Origin of the sequence: Hymenobacter wooponensis (genome assembly GCF_004745865.1) — a bacterium.
Lineage (GTDB): Bacteria > Bacteroidota > Bacteroidia > Cytophagales > Hymenobacteraceae > Hymenobacter > Hymenobacter wooponensis.
In genome coordinates this window covers 111,561-130,888 of the sequence record NZ_SRKZ01000009.1, presented here as the reverse complement: position 1 = coordinate 130,888, position 19,328 = coordinate 111,561, and the positions used below count along the sequence as shown (strand labels likewise).

Below are 19,328 nucleotides of genomic sequence, written 5' to 3'. Positions count from 1 at the left end.
ACCTGTACCAATGTTCCGACTCCAGACCCATTCCCGACGCGCGATGGCGACCTCCTTACTGGTGGTCTTCCTCAACGTGTTCTTTGGGCAAGTCTTCTGTGCGTTGGTAATGCCAGCGGCCCCGGCTCAAGCCATGACGTCGCACAAGCACCCGGCCGGCACGCCGGCGCATGAGCACCCGCAGTCAGCGTCGTCCAAGCACCAAGCGCCCCATTCCCATGGGGCTGGCCTCAACGCGAAGGCGGCTCACCACCACGACGAGCGCGAAGCCCCCGCTTCCGGGACCTCGCACCAGCACGGCCCTAAGGGTGCCTGCTGCCAGGATGATGCCGCAACCGTATGGGCCTCGCTGGCGCATCCGCCCAAGGCGGGAATTGAGAAAATGGCGTTCATGCCGGTGGCTCTGCCGCCAGCACCCCTGACCGTAGTGTTCCGCTTTCAGCAGTGGGACCGTTCGCGTCCCGTGCTGCTGGTGGCGCGGCGGCAATTAAAGCCCAAAATACCCGATATCCGCATTTTCATCCAGTCGCTGACTGTCTGATTTTTCCGACGCGCTAAGGCTCGCGCCGGCATAGCTGTGCTATGTCCGGGGCGGGCCTTTTCGTTTACCCGTCGCGCGTGGTCCGGCCGCGCCCCTTCCCCTTTTTCTTCCTGGTTTTTTCCTCCCGGCAATGAAGAGTTGTTGCGAAGAAGCTGGTACGCCGCCCCGCCGAGGGCCGGGCCGTCGCCTGCTCTCCTACTTGCTCTACGCCGTGCTGGCCGCCACGCTGAGCTTCGTGCTCTGGCAGCAGTGGCAGGCCTAAGCACTGGCTGGAGCCCTGGGCCGCCCTGAGAAGCGCCCCCCCCCCTTTTCATCACTCATTTCCTCCCCCATGCATCGCGTACCCCTTTCGCTGCTGGCCCTGGCCAGCGTCCTGACCGTGGCCGGCTGCTCTTCCGAAACCGAGTCGAGTAGCGCCACTAACACCGTAACCACACCCACGGATGCGCCAGCCGGCGCCGGGGCGGATCACGGCGCCGGCCACACCTATGCCTGCCCCATGCACCCCGAGGTGACCAGCACCAAGGCCGGGGAGACTTGCCCCAAGTGCGGCATGAAGCTCGAACACAACGATCAGGCGGCCGGCAACGGCAAAGCCTACGCCATGAAGTTTGAGCCGCAGCCCATGCAACTCACGGCCGGGCAGCCCTCGCAGCTCGTCTTCACCCCCCAGGAAGTCGGCAACGAGGCCGCGCCCGTGCCCCTGGCCCTGGTGCACGAAAAGAAAATTCACCTGATCATCGTCAGCAAGGACCTGGGCCAGTTCTACCACGAACACCCCGACTATACTGCCCAGGGCAACTATAAGGTCACCTATACCTTCCCCAAGGGCGGCGACTACGTGCTGTTTCAGGACTACACGCCCACGGGAGCCGGCCACCAGTTGGGCCGCCAGCCCATCACGGTGCAAGGCCCTAAGTACGCCCCGGTAAAGTTCAAAAACGACGACATGCAGTGGGAGCAGGATGGCTACCAGGCCACGCTTTCCTTTGACAAGCCGCTCACCACGGGTCAGCTGCTAGGCATGAGTATCACCATTCAGAAGGACGGCCAGCCCGTCACGGACCTGGACAATTATCTCGGCGCCCTGGGCCACGTGGTGGTCATCAGCGAAGACACCGAGCGCTACCTGCACGTGCATCCTAATGATCAGGCCGATAAAGGTCCACGCATTGGCTTCAACACCAACTTCGAAGCTCCTGGCCTCTACCGGGTTTTCCTGCAGTTCAACCACGGCGGTAAGATCCATACCGGCGACTTCACTATCAACGTGAAGGGCACGGCCGCTAGCTGAGGCATCCCTGTTTAGTTCCCTTTTTACAAACCATCCAACCCCATGAAAAAAACCACTTTTTTCCTCGCCACCCTCTGTTCCGCGTTGCTGTTGAGCAGCTGCAACAATGAGAAAGCTGATGCCACCACTGCCACGGAAAGCACCATGGAAACCGCCACCACTGATGCTGCGGCGGGTTCCGGTTCGATGGCAGGCATGGATCATTCAAAGGTGAGCAGTGAGACCTCCACCAGTGAATCTCCCATGCTGATGGCCATGAACGATATGATGGCCAAAATGGACGCCATGAAGATGAAGGGCAACACCGACCACGATTTTGCCCACATGATGCTGGAGCACCACAAAGGTGCCCTGGCCATGGCTGACCTCGAGCTGCGCGACGGCAAGGACGCCACCATGCGGCAAATGGCCGAGAAAATCAAGGCTGATCAGCAAAAGGAAATCAGTGAGCTGGAGCCCATTGCTGAGCGGCTAGACTCCGCCCCCAATAACTATAAGCCGATGGATCCAGCCGACCCGTTCACCAGCAAGATGAAGGCCTCCATGGACGGCATGATGCAGAACCTGCCCAGCATGGTGGCCGACCCGGACATGAACTTCAACATGATGATGACGGTGCACCACCAAAGCGCCGTGGACATGGCCAAAGCCGAACTGGCGCACGGCAAGGACACCAAGCTCAAGGAGATGGCCCAGATGATGATTGACGCCCAGCAGAAGGAAATCGCCGAATTCAAGGCCTGGCACGGCAAAAACGCCGACAAAATGTAATCCGGGTGGCCGGCGGCACTGGCGAAAGAAGCCTGTTGCCGACCACCTCACTCCTCCCCACTGCCCATTCGATATTCTTCTCCTCCATGAAGCTTTTCAGCATTTCCCTGACGACCGCCGCTCTGTTTGCCCTGGCTCCCCTGGCCTCGCAGGCCCAGCACTCGCACGCCGGTGGCAAGCCGGATGCCCACACCGCACCTGGCGAAACCCACGCCCACGTAGCCCCGCACGGCGGCGTAGTACGCTCGGCCAACCCCTACCACATGGAGCTGGTGCAGCACACTGGTGAGTTGCACATCTACCTGTTGGCCGATAAAAATGCCTCCGTGCCCAGTAAGTCGCTCTCGGGCACGGTGATGGTGCAAACCACCGACAACAAAACTATGACCGTGACGCTGGTAGCTGGTGGTACCGACCACCTGGTGGCCAAACTGCCCGCCAGGACGAAAGTGCGCACGGCCATCGTCAGCCTGAAAGCCGATGGCAAAGCCATCAACACCCGCTTCGACAAGCTCGACGCGGGGGCTCAGGGTAGCAAGGCGGTTGGCGCCGCTTACGAGTGCCCCATGAAGTGCGAAGGCAGCGCCAGCTCGAAGCCTGGCACCTGCCCAAAGTGCGGCATGGCCCTCGTGAAAAAGGCCTAGGCGGAGCCTGCTTCTCGGACGCCCGGCGTCCGAACCCTCTCCGTCTCGGGCCGCTCGCCGCTGCAACGGTGGGCGGCCCCATGACGGGCTCTAACCTGACAATATGAAGTTTCTAAACCTGAAATGGGCAGCGCAAGGGCTGCTGGTGCTGGCGCTGATTGGGTTGCTCCTAGAAGACGCGCGGGCCCAAACCGCCATCAGCCTCGACAGCGCCGAAGCCCTCACGTTGCGGCGGCACCCACGGCTGCGGCAGTCTGATCGCGAAATCGAGGAGCAGCGCGCGCTCAAACGGGGCTCCTTCGCACCCGCCAACCCGGACTTTCTGTTCTCGGCGCCCACGGGGGAAATGTGGGCCCCCGGCGTAGTACAAACCATCGACTTGCCTAACGTCTACCGGCGCCAGCGCCAGGTGGCCCAGGCAGGTGTTACCCTGGCCGAACGCAACCGCGAGGTGAGCCGGGCCAGCGTGCTGCGCGATACCCGCCTGGCCTACCTCAGCCTGCAGTTTGCCGAGGCGCAGGTGCGACAGCTTACCTATCAGGACAGCCTGTTTCGCGCCCTGCGCGTGGCCACCGAGCGCCTGTTCGCCGCCGGCGAAGTCACCTCCCTGCAGCGCATCAGCACCGACGCCGAGGCGCGGCAGGTGACCGTGCAGCTGCAGCAGGCGACTGCCGACCAGCGCGCCGCCCAGCGCCGCCTGGGCTTGCTGTTGGGCCAACCCACTGCGGCCCTGACCACTACCACCGACCTGCGCCGCACCGGCCCCGAACTGGGGCAGGTGGGTGGGGCGCTGCTCAGCAGTCTGCCCACCGAAGACAGCACCGCCCTGGTACGCAGCCCTACGCTGGCGGCTGCCACCCAGAACGTGGCCTTGAGCCAGTCGGGCATCAGCTTAGTTCGAGCCCGGCGCACACCGGCTCTGACGGTGGGCTATCAGAATCAGGGGTACGATTATTCGCCTACTCGCTACCGCTTCCAGTTTGGGGTATCGGTTCCCATCTGGTTCTGGACCTACCGCTCGCAGCTGCAGGCGGCTACGGCTCGCTCCCAGGCCGCCAACTATCAGCTCCAGGCCCAGCGGCTGGAGTTGAGTGGACAGTACCAGCAGGCCCTAGCTGACTCGCGCAAGTTTGCGGCCTCGCTGGGCTACTACGAACAAACCGGTCTGCCCCAGTCACAGGCCATTATCAGCCAATCCCAGCGCCTGTTCCGCGCCGGGGAAGTCAGCTACCTACAGCTGATTTTGAGCCTGAACCAGGCGTTCGCCATTCAGAATACCTACCTGACCACCATCCGCGACTACCGCCAGGCTTTGGTCGAGCTTAACTACCTGCGGGGCGAATAACCGTCAATCCTCATGAAACAACTCCTGATTCTGCTGCTGGGCCTGCTGCTAAGCGCCTCCGCCTCCGCTCACGGGGGCGAAGACCACGGCGACGGCGCCAAAGCATCGACGCCAGCCGGGGCCACGTCGTTTTCCGTCGCCGCGCTCTCGGAACAGTTTGAGGCGCTGCTGCGCTACGAGCCGCTGGAAGGGGGCAAGCCGGCCGACCTGCGCCTGTTCCTCTCCGACTACGCCACCAACGTCCCTCTCCAAGGCGCCAAGCTCACGCTTACCAACCCGGAAGATGCCAACCTGAAGTGGGCGGTGACCGAACAGGAGCCGGGGGTGTACCTGGTGGAAGGCCAGTTCCCCGCCAACAAGACCTACAGCTTTGCGGCCAACATTGTGGTTGGCGACAAAGCGGACTTGCTGCTGCTGGAAGGTATCAAGGTAGGGGAGAAGCTCCCGGTGGCGGCTGCCACTCCCACTGCGACCCCATCGCTTTTTTCCTCCTGGAAAACCATCCTGGCCGTGGTGGGCGCCTTCGTGCTCGGCATCGCCCTAACAGCGTTGCTGCTGCGCCGCCGGCGCCAATCCCCGGATTCAGTGCTGCACACTTCGGAGCCGGCTTTGACTGCCCGCCACCGCACGCCCATTTCTTAATCATTCAGGATATGAAGACCCACTATAAATTCCTGGCGGCCACAGCCGCAGCTGGCTTCGGATTGACCGTGCTGTTGCCTCCGCCGGGTACGGTACAGGCCCACGGGGGTGAAGACCACGGTGGCGAAGCCAAAGCCAGCACCGGCGTGGCCTTGACCGATGAGGTATTGCTGCCCAAAGAAAGTCAGTTTCTGTTTCAGGTACGGACCAACCTGGCCGAGTACTCCACCACCTATAGCCGGGCCACGCTCTACGGCACGGTATCGGCGGCAGCCGGGGGCGAAGGGCGAGTCGTCGTGCCCCAGGGGGGGCGCATCGTGAGCCTCTCGGCGCAAGTGGGCCAATCCGTGCGGGCCGGGCAGACGCTGGCCGTTATCGAGCAAACCCTGGATGCTACCCAGCAGATTGGACTCAGCACCGAGCGGGCTAATGCCCAGGCCGAATTGCGCGCCGCCCAACAAGACTATGTCCGGCTGCAGAGCATCGCCGACATCGCGGCCCGCAAGGACGTGGTGGCGGCCGAGCTTCGCCTGCGCCAGGCCCGGCAGAACGCCAGCATTTACAACGGGCAGGGGCAGCAGCGCCGAATATCCATTACCTCGCCGGTGAGCGGCACGGTGGACGTATTCAACCTGGCCGTGGGCCAGCAGGTAAACCAGGGCGACGAGCTATTCCGGGTGTTGAACCCGGGTAAGCTGCGGGTGGAAGCGCAGGTGTTTGCCCAGGACCTGGCTAAGATCACGCCCGGCGCGCAGTTCCGCGTGGAAGGCCTGCAGGGGCAGGCCGGTGTACCGGCCCGGCTCGTGGTGTTCTCCAACGTGGTGAACCCCGTGAACCAGGCCCGCCAATTGGTGCTGGAGCTGGACGCTACCGAGAGTAGTGCCTACCGCGCGGGCCAAGCGGTGAACGTGCAGGTCGTAGGTCAGACGGGTGGGGGCCGGTCCCAGCTGGTAGTACCCACTTCTGCTATCACCGACCTCAATGGCAAACCCGTCGTGTTCGTGCACACGGAGCCCGAGCACTTTAAGATTCGCTTTGTGCAGCCGGGAGCGGTCAACGGGCGGCAAACGGTACTGCTGCAAGGCCAGGTCAACGAAAATGACCGGGTAGTGACCGCCGGCACTTACCAGCTCAAGTCCATTTACCTCAACCAATAGTGCCCCTACCCGGTGGCCTCACGCTCCGTCCGCTTGCCATGAAAAATCGCTTTGCCTTTGCCGCTTTGCTTGCCCTGCTGATCCTTACCGCCGCCACGGCACAGGCCCAGACGGCCCCCGCCGCCGGCTCCGCTGCCGATGAGGCCGCCGTGAAAATGGTGCTGACCAAGTACCAGCAGGCCGTGCAAAAACTCGATACGACGGGCACCCACCGCCTGTTCGCACCTAACTCCCAGGTGTTTGAGTCGGGCGGGGTGGAAGGCACTTACCGCCACTATGCCGAGCACCATCTGGGGCCGGAGTTGAAAGAGTTCAGCGCCTTCACCTTTAGCGACTACAAGGCCGCCGTGCAGGTCGACGGTCCCTACGCCTTCGCGACGGAGACTTACACCTACACGATCAGTCTCAAGAACGGCCCCCAGGATAAGCAGGCCAAGGCGCCTGTTGTCCGCCGCGGGGTGGCCACGTCGGTGCTGCGCAAAAACGCCGCCGGCCAGTGGCAGATTATGAGCACCCACTCCTCGGCTCGCACCCCCCGTCCTAAAAAATAAGCAGTCCGGTGGGCCTGGGCTACTTGTCCGGGACGCTGCCGATTCCGGGAGGGGAGGGGCCTTCCGGCCCCCTCGCTTCTTCCTTTTTTGCGCTAACAACCGATGCTCGATCAGATAATTCGCTTTGCCCTGCAGAACCGCCTGCTGATGCTGGCCTTCGCCCTGGGCCTGCTCATTGCCGGCACCTACACCGCGGGCCAGCTGCCCGTGGACGTGCTGCCCGACCTGGACCGTCCTCGCGTGACGGTATTCTTAGAAGCCCCGGGCATGGCGCCCGAGGAAGTGGAGGCCCTGGTGACACTGCCGGTGGAAACGGCCCTGAACGGAGCCACCGGCGTGTCGGCGGTGCGCTCCAACTCGGCCATCGGCCTGGGCATGGTGTTCGTGGAGTTCGACTACGGCACCGATATTTTCACGGCCCGCCAGATTGTGAGTGAAAAGCTCCAGACCACTGGCGAGCAGCTGCCCCAGGGCGTTACGCCCGTGCTGGGGCCCATTTCCTCGGTTATGGGCCAGATTATGCTGGTGGGGCTGTCGGGCGGAAAAGAAACTAATGCGGCTGATTTGCGCACGCTGGCCAACTACACCGTGCGCCAACGCCTGCTCTCCATACCCGGCGTGGCCCAGGTCATTCCCATCGGCGGCGACAATCTGCAGTACCAGGTCTTGCTGGACATGCCCCGCCTGAATGCCACCGGCCTGACGGTAAACCAGGTGGAGGAAGCCTTGCGCCAGTCCAACTTGAACACCACCGGCAACTTCTTCGATCGCAACGGCTCGGAGGTGCTCATCCGCAACCTGGGCCGCCTGCGCTCGGTCAAGGACATTGAAAACATTATCGTCGGCTACCGCGACCAGTCCCCGGTCCGCGTGGCGGACGTGGCCAACGTGGAGTTCGGGGCCCGCTTCAAGCGCGGCGACGGCAGCGTGAACGGTAAGCCCGCCGTCATTCTGAGCATTGAGAAGCAGCCGGGGGCCGCCACCGTGGGTCTCACGCAGGCCGTGGAGAAGGCCCTGGTCGAGCTCAAGCCCTCTTTGCCCAAGGATGTGCAGGTAAATACGCGCCTGTTTAAGCAGTCGGAGTTCATTGATTCCTCAATTACCAACGTGGAGGAGGCCTTGCGCGACGGGGCCATTCTCGTGGTCATCGTGCTGTTTGCCTTTTTGCTGAACGTGCGCACCACCTTTATTTCCCTGGTAGCTATTCCCTTGTCCCTGCTGGTCACGGCCCTGGTGTTTCGCCTGGCCGGCATTAGCATCAACACCATGACGCTCGGCGGGCTAGCCATTGCCATCGGGGAGCTCGTGGACGACGCCATCGTGGACGTAGAAAACGTGTACCGGCGCCTGCGCGAAAACAAGCAGCGCCCTGATCCGCAGCCGGTGCTCAAGGTCATCTACGCCGCCTCCTCGGAAGTGCGCAACTCCATCGTGTACGCCACCATCATCGTGGTGCTGGTATTCCTGCCCCTGTTTGCGCTGGAAGGCATGGAAGGCCGCATTTTCGCCCCGCTGGGCATTGCCTACATCACCAGCATCGTGGCCTCGCTGTTCGTGTCGCTGACCGTGACGCCGGTGCTCTGCTACTACCTGCTGCCCAAGATGAAGCAAATGGACCACGCCGAGACGGACGGGCCGCTGGTACGCTGGCTGAAAAAGAAGGATACTCGCCTGCTTACTTGGGGCCTGACCCACCCTAAACTCATCCTGACCTCCACGGCCTTGCTCTTTGTCATGGCCGCGGCCATGGTGCCTTTCTTCGGCACGGAGTTTCTGCCGCCTTTCAACGAAGGCTCGCTGACGGTCAACTTCTCGGCCCCGGCTGGCACGTCGCTAACGGAAAGCAACCGGTTGGGCACGCTGGGTGAGGAGCAAATGCTCAAGATTCCGGAAGTGGCCTACACGGCCCGCCGCACCGGCCGCGCCGAGCTCGATGAGCACGCCGAGTCGGTGAACAACTCGGAAATCGAGGTAGCCTTCAAAACGGAGGAAGAGCTAGAGAAGGAGGGCAAGACCATGCGCAGCCGGGACGAGATTCTGGCCGATATGCGCCAGAAGCTCAGTCTGATCACGGGCGTCAACGTGAACATCGGCCAGCCCATCTCGCACCGCCTTGATCACCTCTTGTCGGGCGTGCGTGCCCAGGTGGCCATCAAGGTGTTCGGCAATGATTTGCTGGAGCTGCGCCGCTACGCCAATGAAATCCGCACGGCGGCCGGCACGGTGCCGGGCGTGGTGGACCTACAGGTCGAGAAGCAGGTGCAGATACCGCAGCTGCTCATCCGGCCTAAGGACGACGCCCTACGAGCCTACGGCATGGCCCGGGGCGAAGTGGTGCGTGACCTGGAAACCCTGTTTCAGGGCGCCGTGGTCTCGCAGATGCTCGACGGGCAGAAGCGCTTCGACCTGGTGGTAAAACTGCCGGAAGCGCAGCGCAACGACATCGCGGCCATTGGCCAGACCCGCATTGAGACGCCCACGGGCGCCATGATTCCCGTGAGCCAGGTGGCGGATGTCATCTACGAGCCGGGGCCCAACACCGTCAACCACGAAAATACCCAGCGCCGCATTACCATCTCGCTTAACGTAGCCGAGCGCGACCTGGGCTCCACGGTGAAGGAGATTCAAGCCAAAGTCAGCCAGCAGGTGAAGCTGCCGGCGGGCTACTACCTCACCTACGGCGGGCAGTTCGAGAGCCAGCAGTCGGCCTCGCAAAAGATTCTGTGGCTGAGCTTGTTTTCGCTGGCCGGCATCTTCCTGGTGCTCTACTCGCACTTCAAGTCCACGTACATGGTAGGGCAGATAATGCTTAACATCCCCCTGGCCCTGATTGGCTCGGTGGTGGCGGTGCTGCTCACGGGCAGCACGTTCAGCATTGCCTCGCTCGTGGGCTTTATCACGCTCACCGGCATTGCCTCGCGCAACGGCATCATGATGATTTCCCACTACATCCACCTCGTGGAGCATGAGGGCGAGACCTTCGGCAAAAAGATGATCGTCCGCGGCTCGCTGGAGCGCCTGGTGCCCGTGCTGATGACGGCGCTGGTAGCGGCCCTGGCCCTGGTGCCGCTCACGCTGGCCAAGGACGCCCCGGGCAAGGAAATCCTCTACCCGGTGGCCACCGTCATCCTCGGAGGGCTGCTCTCGTCCACCTTTCTCGACATCATCGTCACGCCCGTGGTGTTCTGGCTGGTAGGGGAGAAGGCCTTGACCCAGTATTTCGCCGCCCATCGGGAAGTAGGCCTGGATGAGCACCCGCAGGAACTGGATGCGCAGCCGCTCACGCCCCCGGGCGATCAGACCGATTTGTCCCCGGCCCTGTAGCCCTTGTCCCATGGCCTCCACGCTCCTGTATGTCCGGCATATGGTCTGCTCAAAGTGCATCCTGGTAGTGCGCGAACTCCTCGTGGAGTTGGGCCTGGTGCCGTTACGCGTGGAACTGGGGGAAGTGGAACTGCTGGGCACCCAGCAGGTCATTGACTGGGCCCGACTGCAGCAGCGTCTGGAAGCGGAAGGCTTTGCCTTGCTCGACCGGCTCTCCCCCCAGCAGCGCCTCGTAGTGCAAATCAAGGAAGTAATTGCCGAGCTGCTGCGTAAGGAGCCCGCCGCGCTACGTAGCGGACACTTCTCCCGACTGCTGAGCGAGCGCCTGCAGCGACGCTTTGCTTACCTGAGCGACGTGTTTTCGGCCACCGAAGGACTGAGCCTGGAACAGTACGTCATCCGGCAGCGCGTGGAAGAGGCCCGGTGCCTGCTGCGGGATGGTACGCTGCCCGTGGGGCGCATTGCTACAGTACTGGGATTTAGCAATCTGGGCCACCTCTCCAGGCAGTTTCAGCGCGCAACGGGGCTTTCTCCCAGCGAGTACCGCCGCCAGTGCCTTCTGCAGGCTTCCGTCGCTACACTTTCTGATTCGGGTGCAAGCGGCTAAGGCCTTGTAGGGTTCGGGTTCTTGCTAAAATAGCACCTTGACGGGGTAAGCCGAGAAAGCGGCTTGCAAAAGTGGAGCCGAGTAAATTATGCAGGTAATCGGCTTTAATCGTGCACAACTACTGGCTGCACGGCAAGTATATACTGGAAATTATTCATCCTTAACCTTCCAGTATCATGCACACTCAAAACCAGAACCTGCTCGACGCCCTCAATGCCTGCATCGCCTCGTGCGAACACTGCGCTACCGCCTGCCTGCAAGAGCAGGATGTGCGCATGATGGTCCGCTGTATTAGCCTGGACCGGGACTGTGCCGACATCTGCGCCCTCACCGCTCGTCTGCTGGCCCGCGGCTCTGAGCACGCCCAGCACCTGCTGCGCGAGTGCGCCGAAATCTGCAAGGCCTGTGGTGACGAATGCGAAAAGCACGGCGCGCATATGCAGCACTGCCGGGAGTGCGCGGAAGCCTGCCGCCGCTGCGAGCAGGCCTGCCGTCAAGGTTTGAACGCCTAGACTACCTGACACCAAAAAAGCCAGCTCATGTGAATTGAGCTGGCTTTTTGCATTTGTATGAGTGTAATGTTGCAAGCAATAAACCCGATAGTACATTTCTTACTATTTGACGGGATTTTACCTTTGAACTAATCACGCGGTGCCCTAATACCTGTAGCGGCTCACCCCCTTCCCAGACTTGCCCGATACTGCGCAGCCCCGCTGTTAGCTCTTTACGGAGACCAGTGCGGTGACTTGAATGGGACGATCTCCCAAGAATCAGCAACTGGCTCAGCTTCTTATCTGCTCGCTTTTCATCTGCTCGCTTTTCATCTGCTCGCTTTTCATCTGCTCGCTTTTCATCTGCTCGCTTTGCCACTTAGAGCATGGTCTACAGATGTAAACGCCACTTCTCCCATGGTTTGTGCTCATAATTCGGAGTTTGGGTGTGGCATGCCTGGCAGTAGTGACCCGTGCATTATCCTTCTCTTACCTGCCACTGCCCGATAGGTGGTAATGTCGGGGCGCGCACGCTTGGCTGAAAGCTTACTGATTTTCGATGACTGCCTTTTACCTCTTACCCTTATCACGACAATCGTGTGGGTATTCTACAAAAAGTAGTGTAGCGGTTTCCCCGACTCTTTCTCCACGATACATGAAAAATTTCCTGCTCTTAGCTTGGCTGTTGGTGCTGACTGGTGTTGTGCGGGCCCAGGTGGTCTCAACCGCTCCGGCTTTCTTTGCGGCGACTGACCCAGTTACTCTGTCCTTTGATGCCACGCAAGGCAACCAGGGCCTGAACAACTTTACCGGTGACGTGTACGCTCACATCGGGGTTATCACTAACCTTAGCGCTTCACCTTCGGATTGGAGGTATGTGAAATTTACCAATTTTACCGCTCCTGACCCCTCGGTGCTGCTTACCCGCACCGGCCCTAATACCTACGCGTTAAGCATCACGCCCAGCGTGCGGGCCTGGTTCAACGTGCCGGCCGCCGAGCAGGTTCTGAAGTTGGCCATGGTGTTTCGCAACGCCGCCGGCACCCAGGTCGGCCGGGCCACCGGTGGGGCTGATATCTTCGTGGACGTAAGCCAGAGCAGCGCCCTGGCCGTGCGCCTTACTGCCCCAGCAACGGGTCAGAACCCCATCTTTATCAGCTCGGGGGCACCGGTGAACGTGGCGGGTGTCGCCTCTCAGGCCGCGACTCTAACGCTGCGTCTTAATGGCACCCAGGTCGGCCAGCAATCCAATGCCACGAGCTTTACCGGCAGCGTGACGCCCACCCGGGCGGGCCGCAACGTCATCCGCCTCACAGCTACCCTGGGCACCACGTCCGTGTCGGACTCGGCCATTGTGTACGTGCGCCCGGTTGTAACCACGGCCGCCCTGCCCGCCGGCGTACGCGACGGCATCAACTACTTGGCTGGGGGAGCTTCCGCCGTGCTGGTGCTCACGGCCCCGGGCAAACAGTTCGTGTACGCCCTCGGCGAGTTCAACAACTGGCAGCCCGACCAGCCGGCCTACATGAACCAGACGCCCGACGGCAACCAGTGGTGGGTGCAGCTCAACGGCCTGACGCCGGGGCGCGAATACGCCTACCAGTACCTGGTGGATGGCAGCCTGCGCGTGGCCGACCCGTACGCTGAGAAAGTGCTCGACCCCAATAACGACCGCTTCATTCCGGCCGTAACCTTCCCCAACCTAAAGGCTTACCCCACGGGCCAGACCTCGGGCATCGTGTCGGTGCTGCAAACCAATCAGCCGGCGTACACCTGGCAGGTGCCTACCTTTCAGAAGCCGGCAAAAAGCAAGCTGGTCATCTATAAGCTGCTGGTACGCGACTTCATGGCCCGCCACGACTACCAGACCCTGGTGGACACGTTAGGCTACCTGCAGCGCCTCGGGGTCAACGTCATCGAGTTGTTGCCGGTGGGCGAGTTCGAGGGCAACGAGTCGTGGGGCTACAACCCCTCCTTTCACCTGGCCCCCGACAAGTACTACGGCCCCAAGAACGAACTCAAGCGCTTCATCGATTCCGCCCACGCCCGCGGCATCGCCGTGACGCTGGATATGGTGCTCAACCACGCCTTTGGCCAGAACCCGATGGTGCAACTGTACTTCGACGGGGCAGCCGGCAAGCCGGCCGCGAACTCACCCTGGTTTAATGCTGACGCCACGCACCCCTTCAACGTGGGGTACGACTTCAACCATGAAAGCGCTTTCACCAAAACGTACGCCAAACGGGTGATGGAATTCTGGCTGCAGGAATATCACCTGGATGGATACCGCTTCGATCTGTCCAAAGGCTTCACCCAGACCGTTTCCGGCACCAACGTGGGTCAGTGGAGCCAGTACGACCAGTCCCGGGTGAACATCTGGATGGAGTACAACAATTTCATTAAAACAGTGGACCCGAATGCGTTCGTTATTCTGGAGCACTTTGCCGATAATACCGAAGAACGGGTGCTGGCCAACGCGGGCATGCTGCTGTGGGGCAACCTTAACTACAACTACAACGAGGCTACCATGGGCTTTCTGCCCAACTCCAACTTCAGCGGGGGCTACTACGGCAGCACCGCCCAGGGTGGCCGCGGCTGGGCGCAGCCGGGCCTGGTGACCTACATGGAAAGCCACGACGAGGAGCGGCTGATGTACCGCAACCTCACCTTTGGCAACCAATCCAACCCCGCCCACAACGTGCGCGACCTCACCACTGCTCTGGCCCGCAACGAGGCCGCGGCCGCGTTTTTCTTCACCGTACCAGGCCCCAAGATGCTGTGGCAGTTTGGCGAGCTGGGCTACGAGGTGAGCATCGACTTCAACGGGCGCACCGGCAATAAGCCTATCCGCTGGAACTACTACCAGGAACCCGCCCGCCGTAAGCTCTACGACACCTACCGGGCGCTGATAGCCCTGAAGAAGAGTCAGGCCGTGTTCGACAACCCCACCAGCTATACCCAACAGCTGGCCGGCGCGGGCAAATCCATCCACCTGGGCGATGCCACGCAGCAAGTGACCGTTCTGGGCAACTTCGACGTGACCAGTATCACCATTGACCCAGCCTTTCAACGGCCCGGCAAGTGGTACAACTACCTCAGCGGCGACAGTATTACCGTGGCCAACGTGAATGCCCAACTAAACCTGCAGCCCGGGGAGTACCGCGTGTACACCACGCAGCGGGTGCGGCGTGCCGGTATAGTGCTCAGCACCAGGGGGGCGCAACAAGGCACCGCGCTGAACTTGAGCGTCGCCCCGAACCCGGCCGGTACTCGGGCCACCGTGCGACTGACTACGCCTGTTACGGCCCCGGTGACGGTGAGCGTACGTAACCTGCTCGGCGGTGAAGTACACCGGGTACAGTTGTCCCCGCGTCCTGCCGGCACGGTCGTGGAAATACCGCTGAAACTCGATAGTTTGTCGGCTGGAGTATACTTAGTTAACGTGGTAAGCGGTAACCTTACGGCCACTACGCGACTTTTGATCCAACCCTAACAAACAGGCTTTTCTACTACCTTATGGAATGACCATCACAATTTGGTGGCACTGTTCGTAGGGGATTAAACTAGACTCACGGGGCTGAAAAGACTCCAACTACTTGATCCTAACGAAATAGTTCATGGTATGAACTCTCCTGCAAATCATATAAGCCCGAAGCGCAATTCTGTACCCCTGGCGCCGCACTGGGGTCTATTTTTGTGCGTTGTACACCCAGTACCGACTAGCTCGGCGACCTTACTTCTTCTTCCCATGAAAACTCTGCAATTCAAGACCAACATTAACTGCGGCGGCTGCATTAAAGCCGTTACGCCGACCCTGAACCAAGAAGCTGGCGTGGGTAACTGGCAAGTGGACACGACTAGCCCCGACAAGATTCTCACCGTCACCTCCGACCAGCTCACGGCGGAGCAAGTGGTTCAGGCCGTTGAGAAAGCCGGCTTTAACATTGCGGCTGCTTAAGCGCCTTCGTTGTCTGCACGTAAAACGCCCGGTTCTGCCGGGCGTTTTTGGTTTTCAGGGTGCCTAGCACTGGAAAGCATGGAAATTATGTAGGCTGCGCGCGCAATAGCAGCAAACACGCCCCCACCCACTCTGCGTAAAGCGAACCGCCGGTCACGTCCTGCTAGCCTGCTGGCACAGCAACACGACTTCTCTGATTTGCTTCGTCGTGGCCGGGAAAAAGCGGCGCTGCACTACCGGAAAATGTTGCGGCGCCGGGAATCCGGAAAGGGCTCCGCTCTTTCGGCGGTTTTCTGCTGTTCAATTCTTTGCCTGCCTCTATGTTCTCAGATTTTCCCAACCTGCACCCCCTGGTGGTGCATCTACCTATTGTCCTGCTGCTGCTCAGCGCGGGCCTGCAGGCGCTGAACGTGTACAAGGACTGGCCACCGGTGAAGTGGATTACCATGGCCGTGATGGCCGGCGGCTTTCTGGGAGCTCTGGCCGCCAGCACCGTGTTTCATGCCATGCCCATGGGTCTGGCACCCCGGGCCGCCGCCGTTTTTGAAGCCCACGAAAAGTTCGCGGGCTACACCCTGTGGCTTTCCGGCATTACCTTGCTGCTGACCGGTGTCGGCACGTTTTTCAAGATTCAGCGGCGGGCCTACGAAATCCTGGTGCTGGTGTTGGCCATAGCCACGGCCGGGGTATTGTCGGTGGCTGGGCACCGTGGGGCGCAGCTGGTGTACGTCGAGGGCGTGGGGCCGCAGGGCCGCCTGCTCGATAAAAGCCACGGCCATGGGGGCGGGGAAGCCATGCCCGCTATGGAGATGGAGGCCGATACGCACAACGAGGCGGCAGGGGGCAACGACCACAACGCGAACCAGGCTCCCGCTTCACCCAACCCACTCGCGGCCCCGGGTTCTGCTGATATGCCCGGCATGGATATGAACGGGCCCGCCTCCACCAGCAAGGACAGCCGCACGGCCCCGGGCGCGATGGACAACAGGGCTATGCCCGGCCGCCAGCCGGCTGGTCCGCCAGCCCCCGCTAACAGCACCATGCCGGACATGCCGGGCATGCGCATGCCCGCTGAAAAGATGACTCAGCCCATGCCCGCGGGCATGGATAGGAGCCGCCCGGCCCGGCAGAAACCCATGAACGATATGCCCGGGATGGAGAATATGCCCGGCATGAGCCCGCCGAAATCAGGTGCCAAAAAGCCAGCCAAAGCCCCATCCGGCATGGCGGGCATGGGCACTATGGCCGATATGCCGGGCATGAAGGCGCCGGGTTCAAAGCAGCCCAAGCAAGCCACGCCGCCAATGGACAACATGAGCGATATGCCCGGTATGGAAAAAGGCCAGCCCATGCCCGCCATGGGCCCGATGCCGGGCATGCGCATGCCCACCAACCCCCTGGACAAGTTCCGCTTCGAGGACAACAACCCCGCCCGTAACAAACCCAAGCATGCTAACCAGTAGCGACCCGATGAGATTATTTGCCCTTCTACTCTTTCTGCTTGGTTCGCTTTCCCTGGCCGCCCAAACGCCCCAGCACCAGGCCATGCCCAAAAGCAAGGCCGCCAATGGCCCGGCCACCCCGCCCCCGGATCAGGACCTGCGGGGCCACGTGGTGGCGCCCCGCACGGGCCACGCCGGCCACCGGGTCGAATATGACCTGTACGTGGATGAGCGGGAGGTAAGCTACACCGGCAAAACCCGCCTGGCTATTGCCATCAACGGGCAGATTCCGGCCCCCACGCTGCGCTTCACTGAGGGCGACACGGCTATCATCCGGGTACACAACCAGATGAGCGTGGAAACCAGCATTCACTGGCATGGGCTGCTGCTGCCTAACGACCAGGACGGGGTGCCCTACCTTAACACGGCCCCCATTGAGCCGGGCGGCATGCACACCTTCACGTTTCCGCTGATCCAGAGCGGCACCTATTGGTACCACTCCCATACCATGCTGCAGGAGCAGAACGGGCTGTACGGCTCCATCGTCATTCAGCCCAAGCAGGTGAAGTACGAGCTCAAGGAGTACGTGCTCCTGCTCTCCGACTGGACCGACCACCCACCCAAGGAAGTGCTGCGCTACCTCAAGCGGGCCGGCGAGTGGTTTGCCGTGCAGAAAGGCGCCACGCAAAGCTACGGCGAGGCTGTTGCGGCCGGCTATTTCAAGGACAAAGTCCGGCAGGAGTGGGGCCGCATGCCGGCCATGGACCTCACCGACATCTACTATAACAAGTTCCTCACCAATGGCCGCGAGCAGAGCTACTACCCTGACGCCAAGCCCGGGGAAGTGGTGCGCCTGCGCGTCATTAACGGCAGCGCCTCCTCCTACTTCTACCTGCAGTATGCCGGCGGCCCCATGCAGGTCATCGCCGCCGATGGCATCAACGTGGAGCCTTTCCCCGTCAGCAAGCTTGAAATTGCCACGGCCGAAACCTACGACCTGCTGGTGACCATTCCACCCGCGGGCGCGGCCGAACTGCGGGCCACCGCCAACGACATCACGGGCTACTCGTCCAGCTTCTTTGGAGCCGGCGAGCCGATGAAAGCGCCCGATTTGCCGCGCATTAACTACTTCCAGATGATGCGGGAAATGGGCAGCATGGGTAATATGACCGGTGTGGACATGGGCGGCAACGGCCAGATGGACCCTAACGGCGGCATGAAGGGCATGGATATGAAAGGGGGCAGTGGGGAGATGAAAGGCATGAATATGCCGGCCGGCCGGCAGTCCACGCAGCCCGCGGACCCCTCTATGAAAGGGATGGATATGAAAAACGGCACCATGCCCGCCAGCACGGCCCCCTCTCCCCAAAATCGGCCCATGAACATGCAGGAAAAGAGCGGTAAAAGCATGGGCACCATGCAGGACAAAGGCGGCAGCATGGCCGGCATGGACATGGGCGGTGGAATGGCTGGCATGAGCATGGGGAGCGCGGGCGGCGACTTTAACTACAACCAGCTGCGGGCCCTGAATCCGACCACCCTGGATTCTACCCGGCAGTGGCGCGACATCAAGCTTACGCTCACCGGCAACATGCTGCGCTACATTTGGTCGTTCGACAACAAAACCCTGTCGGAAGCCGACAAAATTCCCATTCGCCGGGGTGAGAACGTGCGCATGACCTTCACCAACCTGACCATGATGCGCCACCCGCTGCACCTGCACGGGCACTTCTTCCGCCTGGTCAACGCCCAGGGCGCTTACTCGCCCATGAAGCACACCTTCGACATCCCGGCCATGGGCACGGTGACCATCGAATTTGAGGCCAACGAGTACCAGGACTGGTTTTTCCACTGCCACATCCTCTACCACATGATGGCCGGCATGGCCCGCATCATCAGCTACGACGCCAGCCCCCAGAACGAGTACGCGAAGGGAAATTACAAGATGCTTAAGCGCGAGGACAATGCGGTCTACCCCTGGCTCGATTTATCGGTCCACTCTCAGGGGGCCTTCCTGGAAGGCAATCTTTCCAATAACCGCAACGCGCTGGAATTCGAGGGCCGGGTCAACTACCAGGGAAACTACGAAACCGAAACCCACTTGCTGCGCTACCTCGATAAGCGGCAATTCTGGGCGGCCTTCGTGGGCTATGATTTTCGGGACAACAAGACGTTACGTGGGTCGGCCCTGGAAAAAGGCCGTCCTCGAGACAACAACATCAATTTCCGCCGGCAAACCGAACTCGGCGTATATTATCTGCTCCCCCTCCTTGTGCGCGCGGAGTTACGCTCTGATCTGACTGGTCAGGTGCGTCTGCAACTCGAGCGCCGGGATTTGCCCCTGAGTAACAATGTATTCATGGACATCCGGGGCAACACGGACCGGGAGTTTACGCTCGGCTTCCGCTACATGGTCAGCAAGTACGCCTCGCTGAGCACCAACTACGATAACCAGTATGGCTGGGGCGCCGGTCTGACCTTTCATTACTAGCAGAGGGCCCCTCAAGAGCGTTGCTTTGCCCGCTGCCTCCTGAGCCGCTACTTGAGTGGTCTATCCTGGC

At 61.3% G+C, this 19,328-nt stretch carries 16 protein-coding genes; all 16 read left to right on the top strand.

Annotation, left to right across the window (positions count from 1 at the left end):
* Positions 1-43 precede the first annotated feature (43 nt).
* The 16 genes from EU557_RS23865 (at position 44) to EU557_RS23795 (ending at position 19,258) form a co-directional block, all read left to right on the top strand.
* Positions 44-541, top strand: a complete 498-nt coding sequence (locus tag EU557_RS23865; RefSeq protein ID WP_135532975.1) for a hypothetical protein — start codon at positions 44-46, stop codon at positions 539-541.
* Between the two features lie 130 nt (positions 542-671).
* The gene (locus EU557_RS26005; RefSeq protein WP_262709687.1) at positions 672-803 is read left to right on the top strand and encodes a hypothetical protein; all 132 of its coding nucleotides are present in this window, start codon (positions 672-674) and stop codon (positions 801-803) included.
* A 69-nt stretch (positions 804-872) separates the two neighbouring features.
* Positions 873-1,835: a heavy metal-binding domain-containing protein gene (locus EU557_RS23860; RefSeq protein WP_135532974.1), complete on the top strand. Its 963-nt coding sequence runs from the start codon at positions 873-875 to the stop codon at positions 1,833-1,835.
* Between the two features lie 42 nt (positions 1,836-1,877).
* On the top strand, positions 1,878-2,606 hold the full coding sequence (locus EU557_RS23855) for a DUF305 domain-containing protein (protein ID WP_135532972.1): 729 nt from the start codon (positions 1,878-1,880) through the stop codon (positions 2,604-2,606).
* 86 nt (positions 2,607-2,692) lie between these two features.
* Positions 2,693-3,250, top strand: a complete 558-nt coding sequence (locus EU557_RS23850) for a heavy metal-binding domain-containing protein (RefSeq protein WP_135532970.1) — start codon at positions 2,693-2,695, stop codon at positions 3,248-3,250.
* Positions 3,251-3,353: 103 nt separating this feature from the next.
* Positions 3,354-4,595 (top strand): TolC family protein, encoded by a 1,242-nt coding sequence (locus EU557_RS23845; protein ID WP_044019241.1) that lies wholly within the window; start codon positions 3,354-3,356, stop codon positions 4,593-4,595.
* Between the two features lie 12 nt (positions 4,596-4,607).
* Entirely contained in the window at positions 4,608-5,237 is a 630-nt protein-coding gene (locus EU557_RS23840; protein WP_044019242.1) for a hypothetical protein, read from the top strand.
* 11 nt (positions 5,238-5,248) lie between these two features.
* Positions 5,249-6,394, top strand: a complete 1,146-nt coding sequence (locus EU557_RS23835; RefSeq protein ID WP_135532968.1) for an efflux RND transporter periplasmic adaptor subunit — start codon at positions 5,249-5,251, stop codon at positions 6,392-6,394.
* 38 nt (positions 6,395-6,432) lie between these two features.
* The gene (locus tag EU557_RS23830; protein WP_135437009.1) at positions 6,433-6,945 is read left to right on the top strand and encodes a YybH family protein; all 513 of its coding nucleotides are present in this window, start codon (positions 6,433-6,435) and stop codon (positions 6,943-6,945) included.
* Between the two features lie 102 nt (positions 6,946-7,047).
* On the top strand, positions 7,048-10,269 hold the full coding sequence (locus tag EU557_RS23825) for an efflux RND transporter permease subunit (protein ID WP_135532966.1): 3,222 nt from the start codon (positions 7,048-7,050) through the stop codon (positions 10,267-10,269).
* Between the two features lie 10 nt (positions 10,270-10,279).
* On the top strand, positions 10,280-10,876 hold the full coding sequence (locus EU557_RS23820; RefSeq protein ID WP_071884652.1) for an AraC family transcriptional regulator: 597 nt from the start codon (positions 10,280-10,282) through the stop codon (positions 10,874-10,876).
* 176 nt (positions 10,877-11,052) lie between these two features.
* Entirely contained in the window at positions 11,053-11,388 is a 336-nt protein-coding gene (locus EU557_RS23815) for a four-helix bundle copper-binding protein (protein WP_071884653.1), read from the top strand.
* A gap of 634 nt (positions 11,389-12,022) precedes the next feature.
* Complete coding sequence (locus tag EU557_RS23810; protein ID WP_135532964.1) at positions 12,023-14,860, top strand: alpha-amylase family glycosyl hydrolase; 2,838 nt, start codon at positions 12,023-12,025, stop codon at positions 14,858-14,860.
* Positions 14,861-15,115: 255 nt separating this feature from the next.
* Positions 15,116-15,325: a heavy-metal-associated domain-containing protein gene (locus EU557_RS23805; protein WP_044019248.1), complete on the top strand. Its 210-nt coding sequence runs from the start codon at positions 15,116-15,118 to the stop codon at positions 15,323-15,325.
* 320 nt (positions 15,326-15,645) lie between these two features.
* Complete coding sequence (locus tag EU557_RS23800; protein ID WP_135532962.1) at positions 15,646-16,788, top strand: DUF2231 domain-containing protein; 1,143 nt, start codon at positions 15,646-15,648, stop codon at positions 16,786-16,788.
* Positions 16,789-16,795: 7 nt separating this feature from the next.
* Positions 16,796-19,258 carry a multicopper oxidase domain-containing protein gene (locus EU557_RS23795; RefSeq protein WP_135532961.1) on the top strand — a complete coding sequence of 821 codons (2,463 nt, stop codon included), beginning with the start codon at positions 16,796-16,798 and terminating at the stop codon, positions 19,256-19,258.
* Positions 19,259-19,328 lie beyond the last annotated feature (70 nt).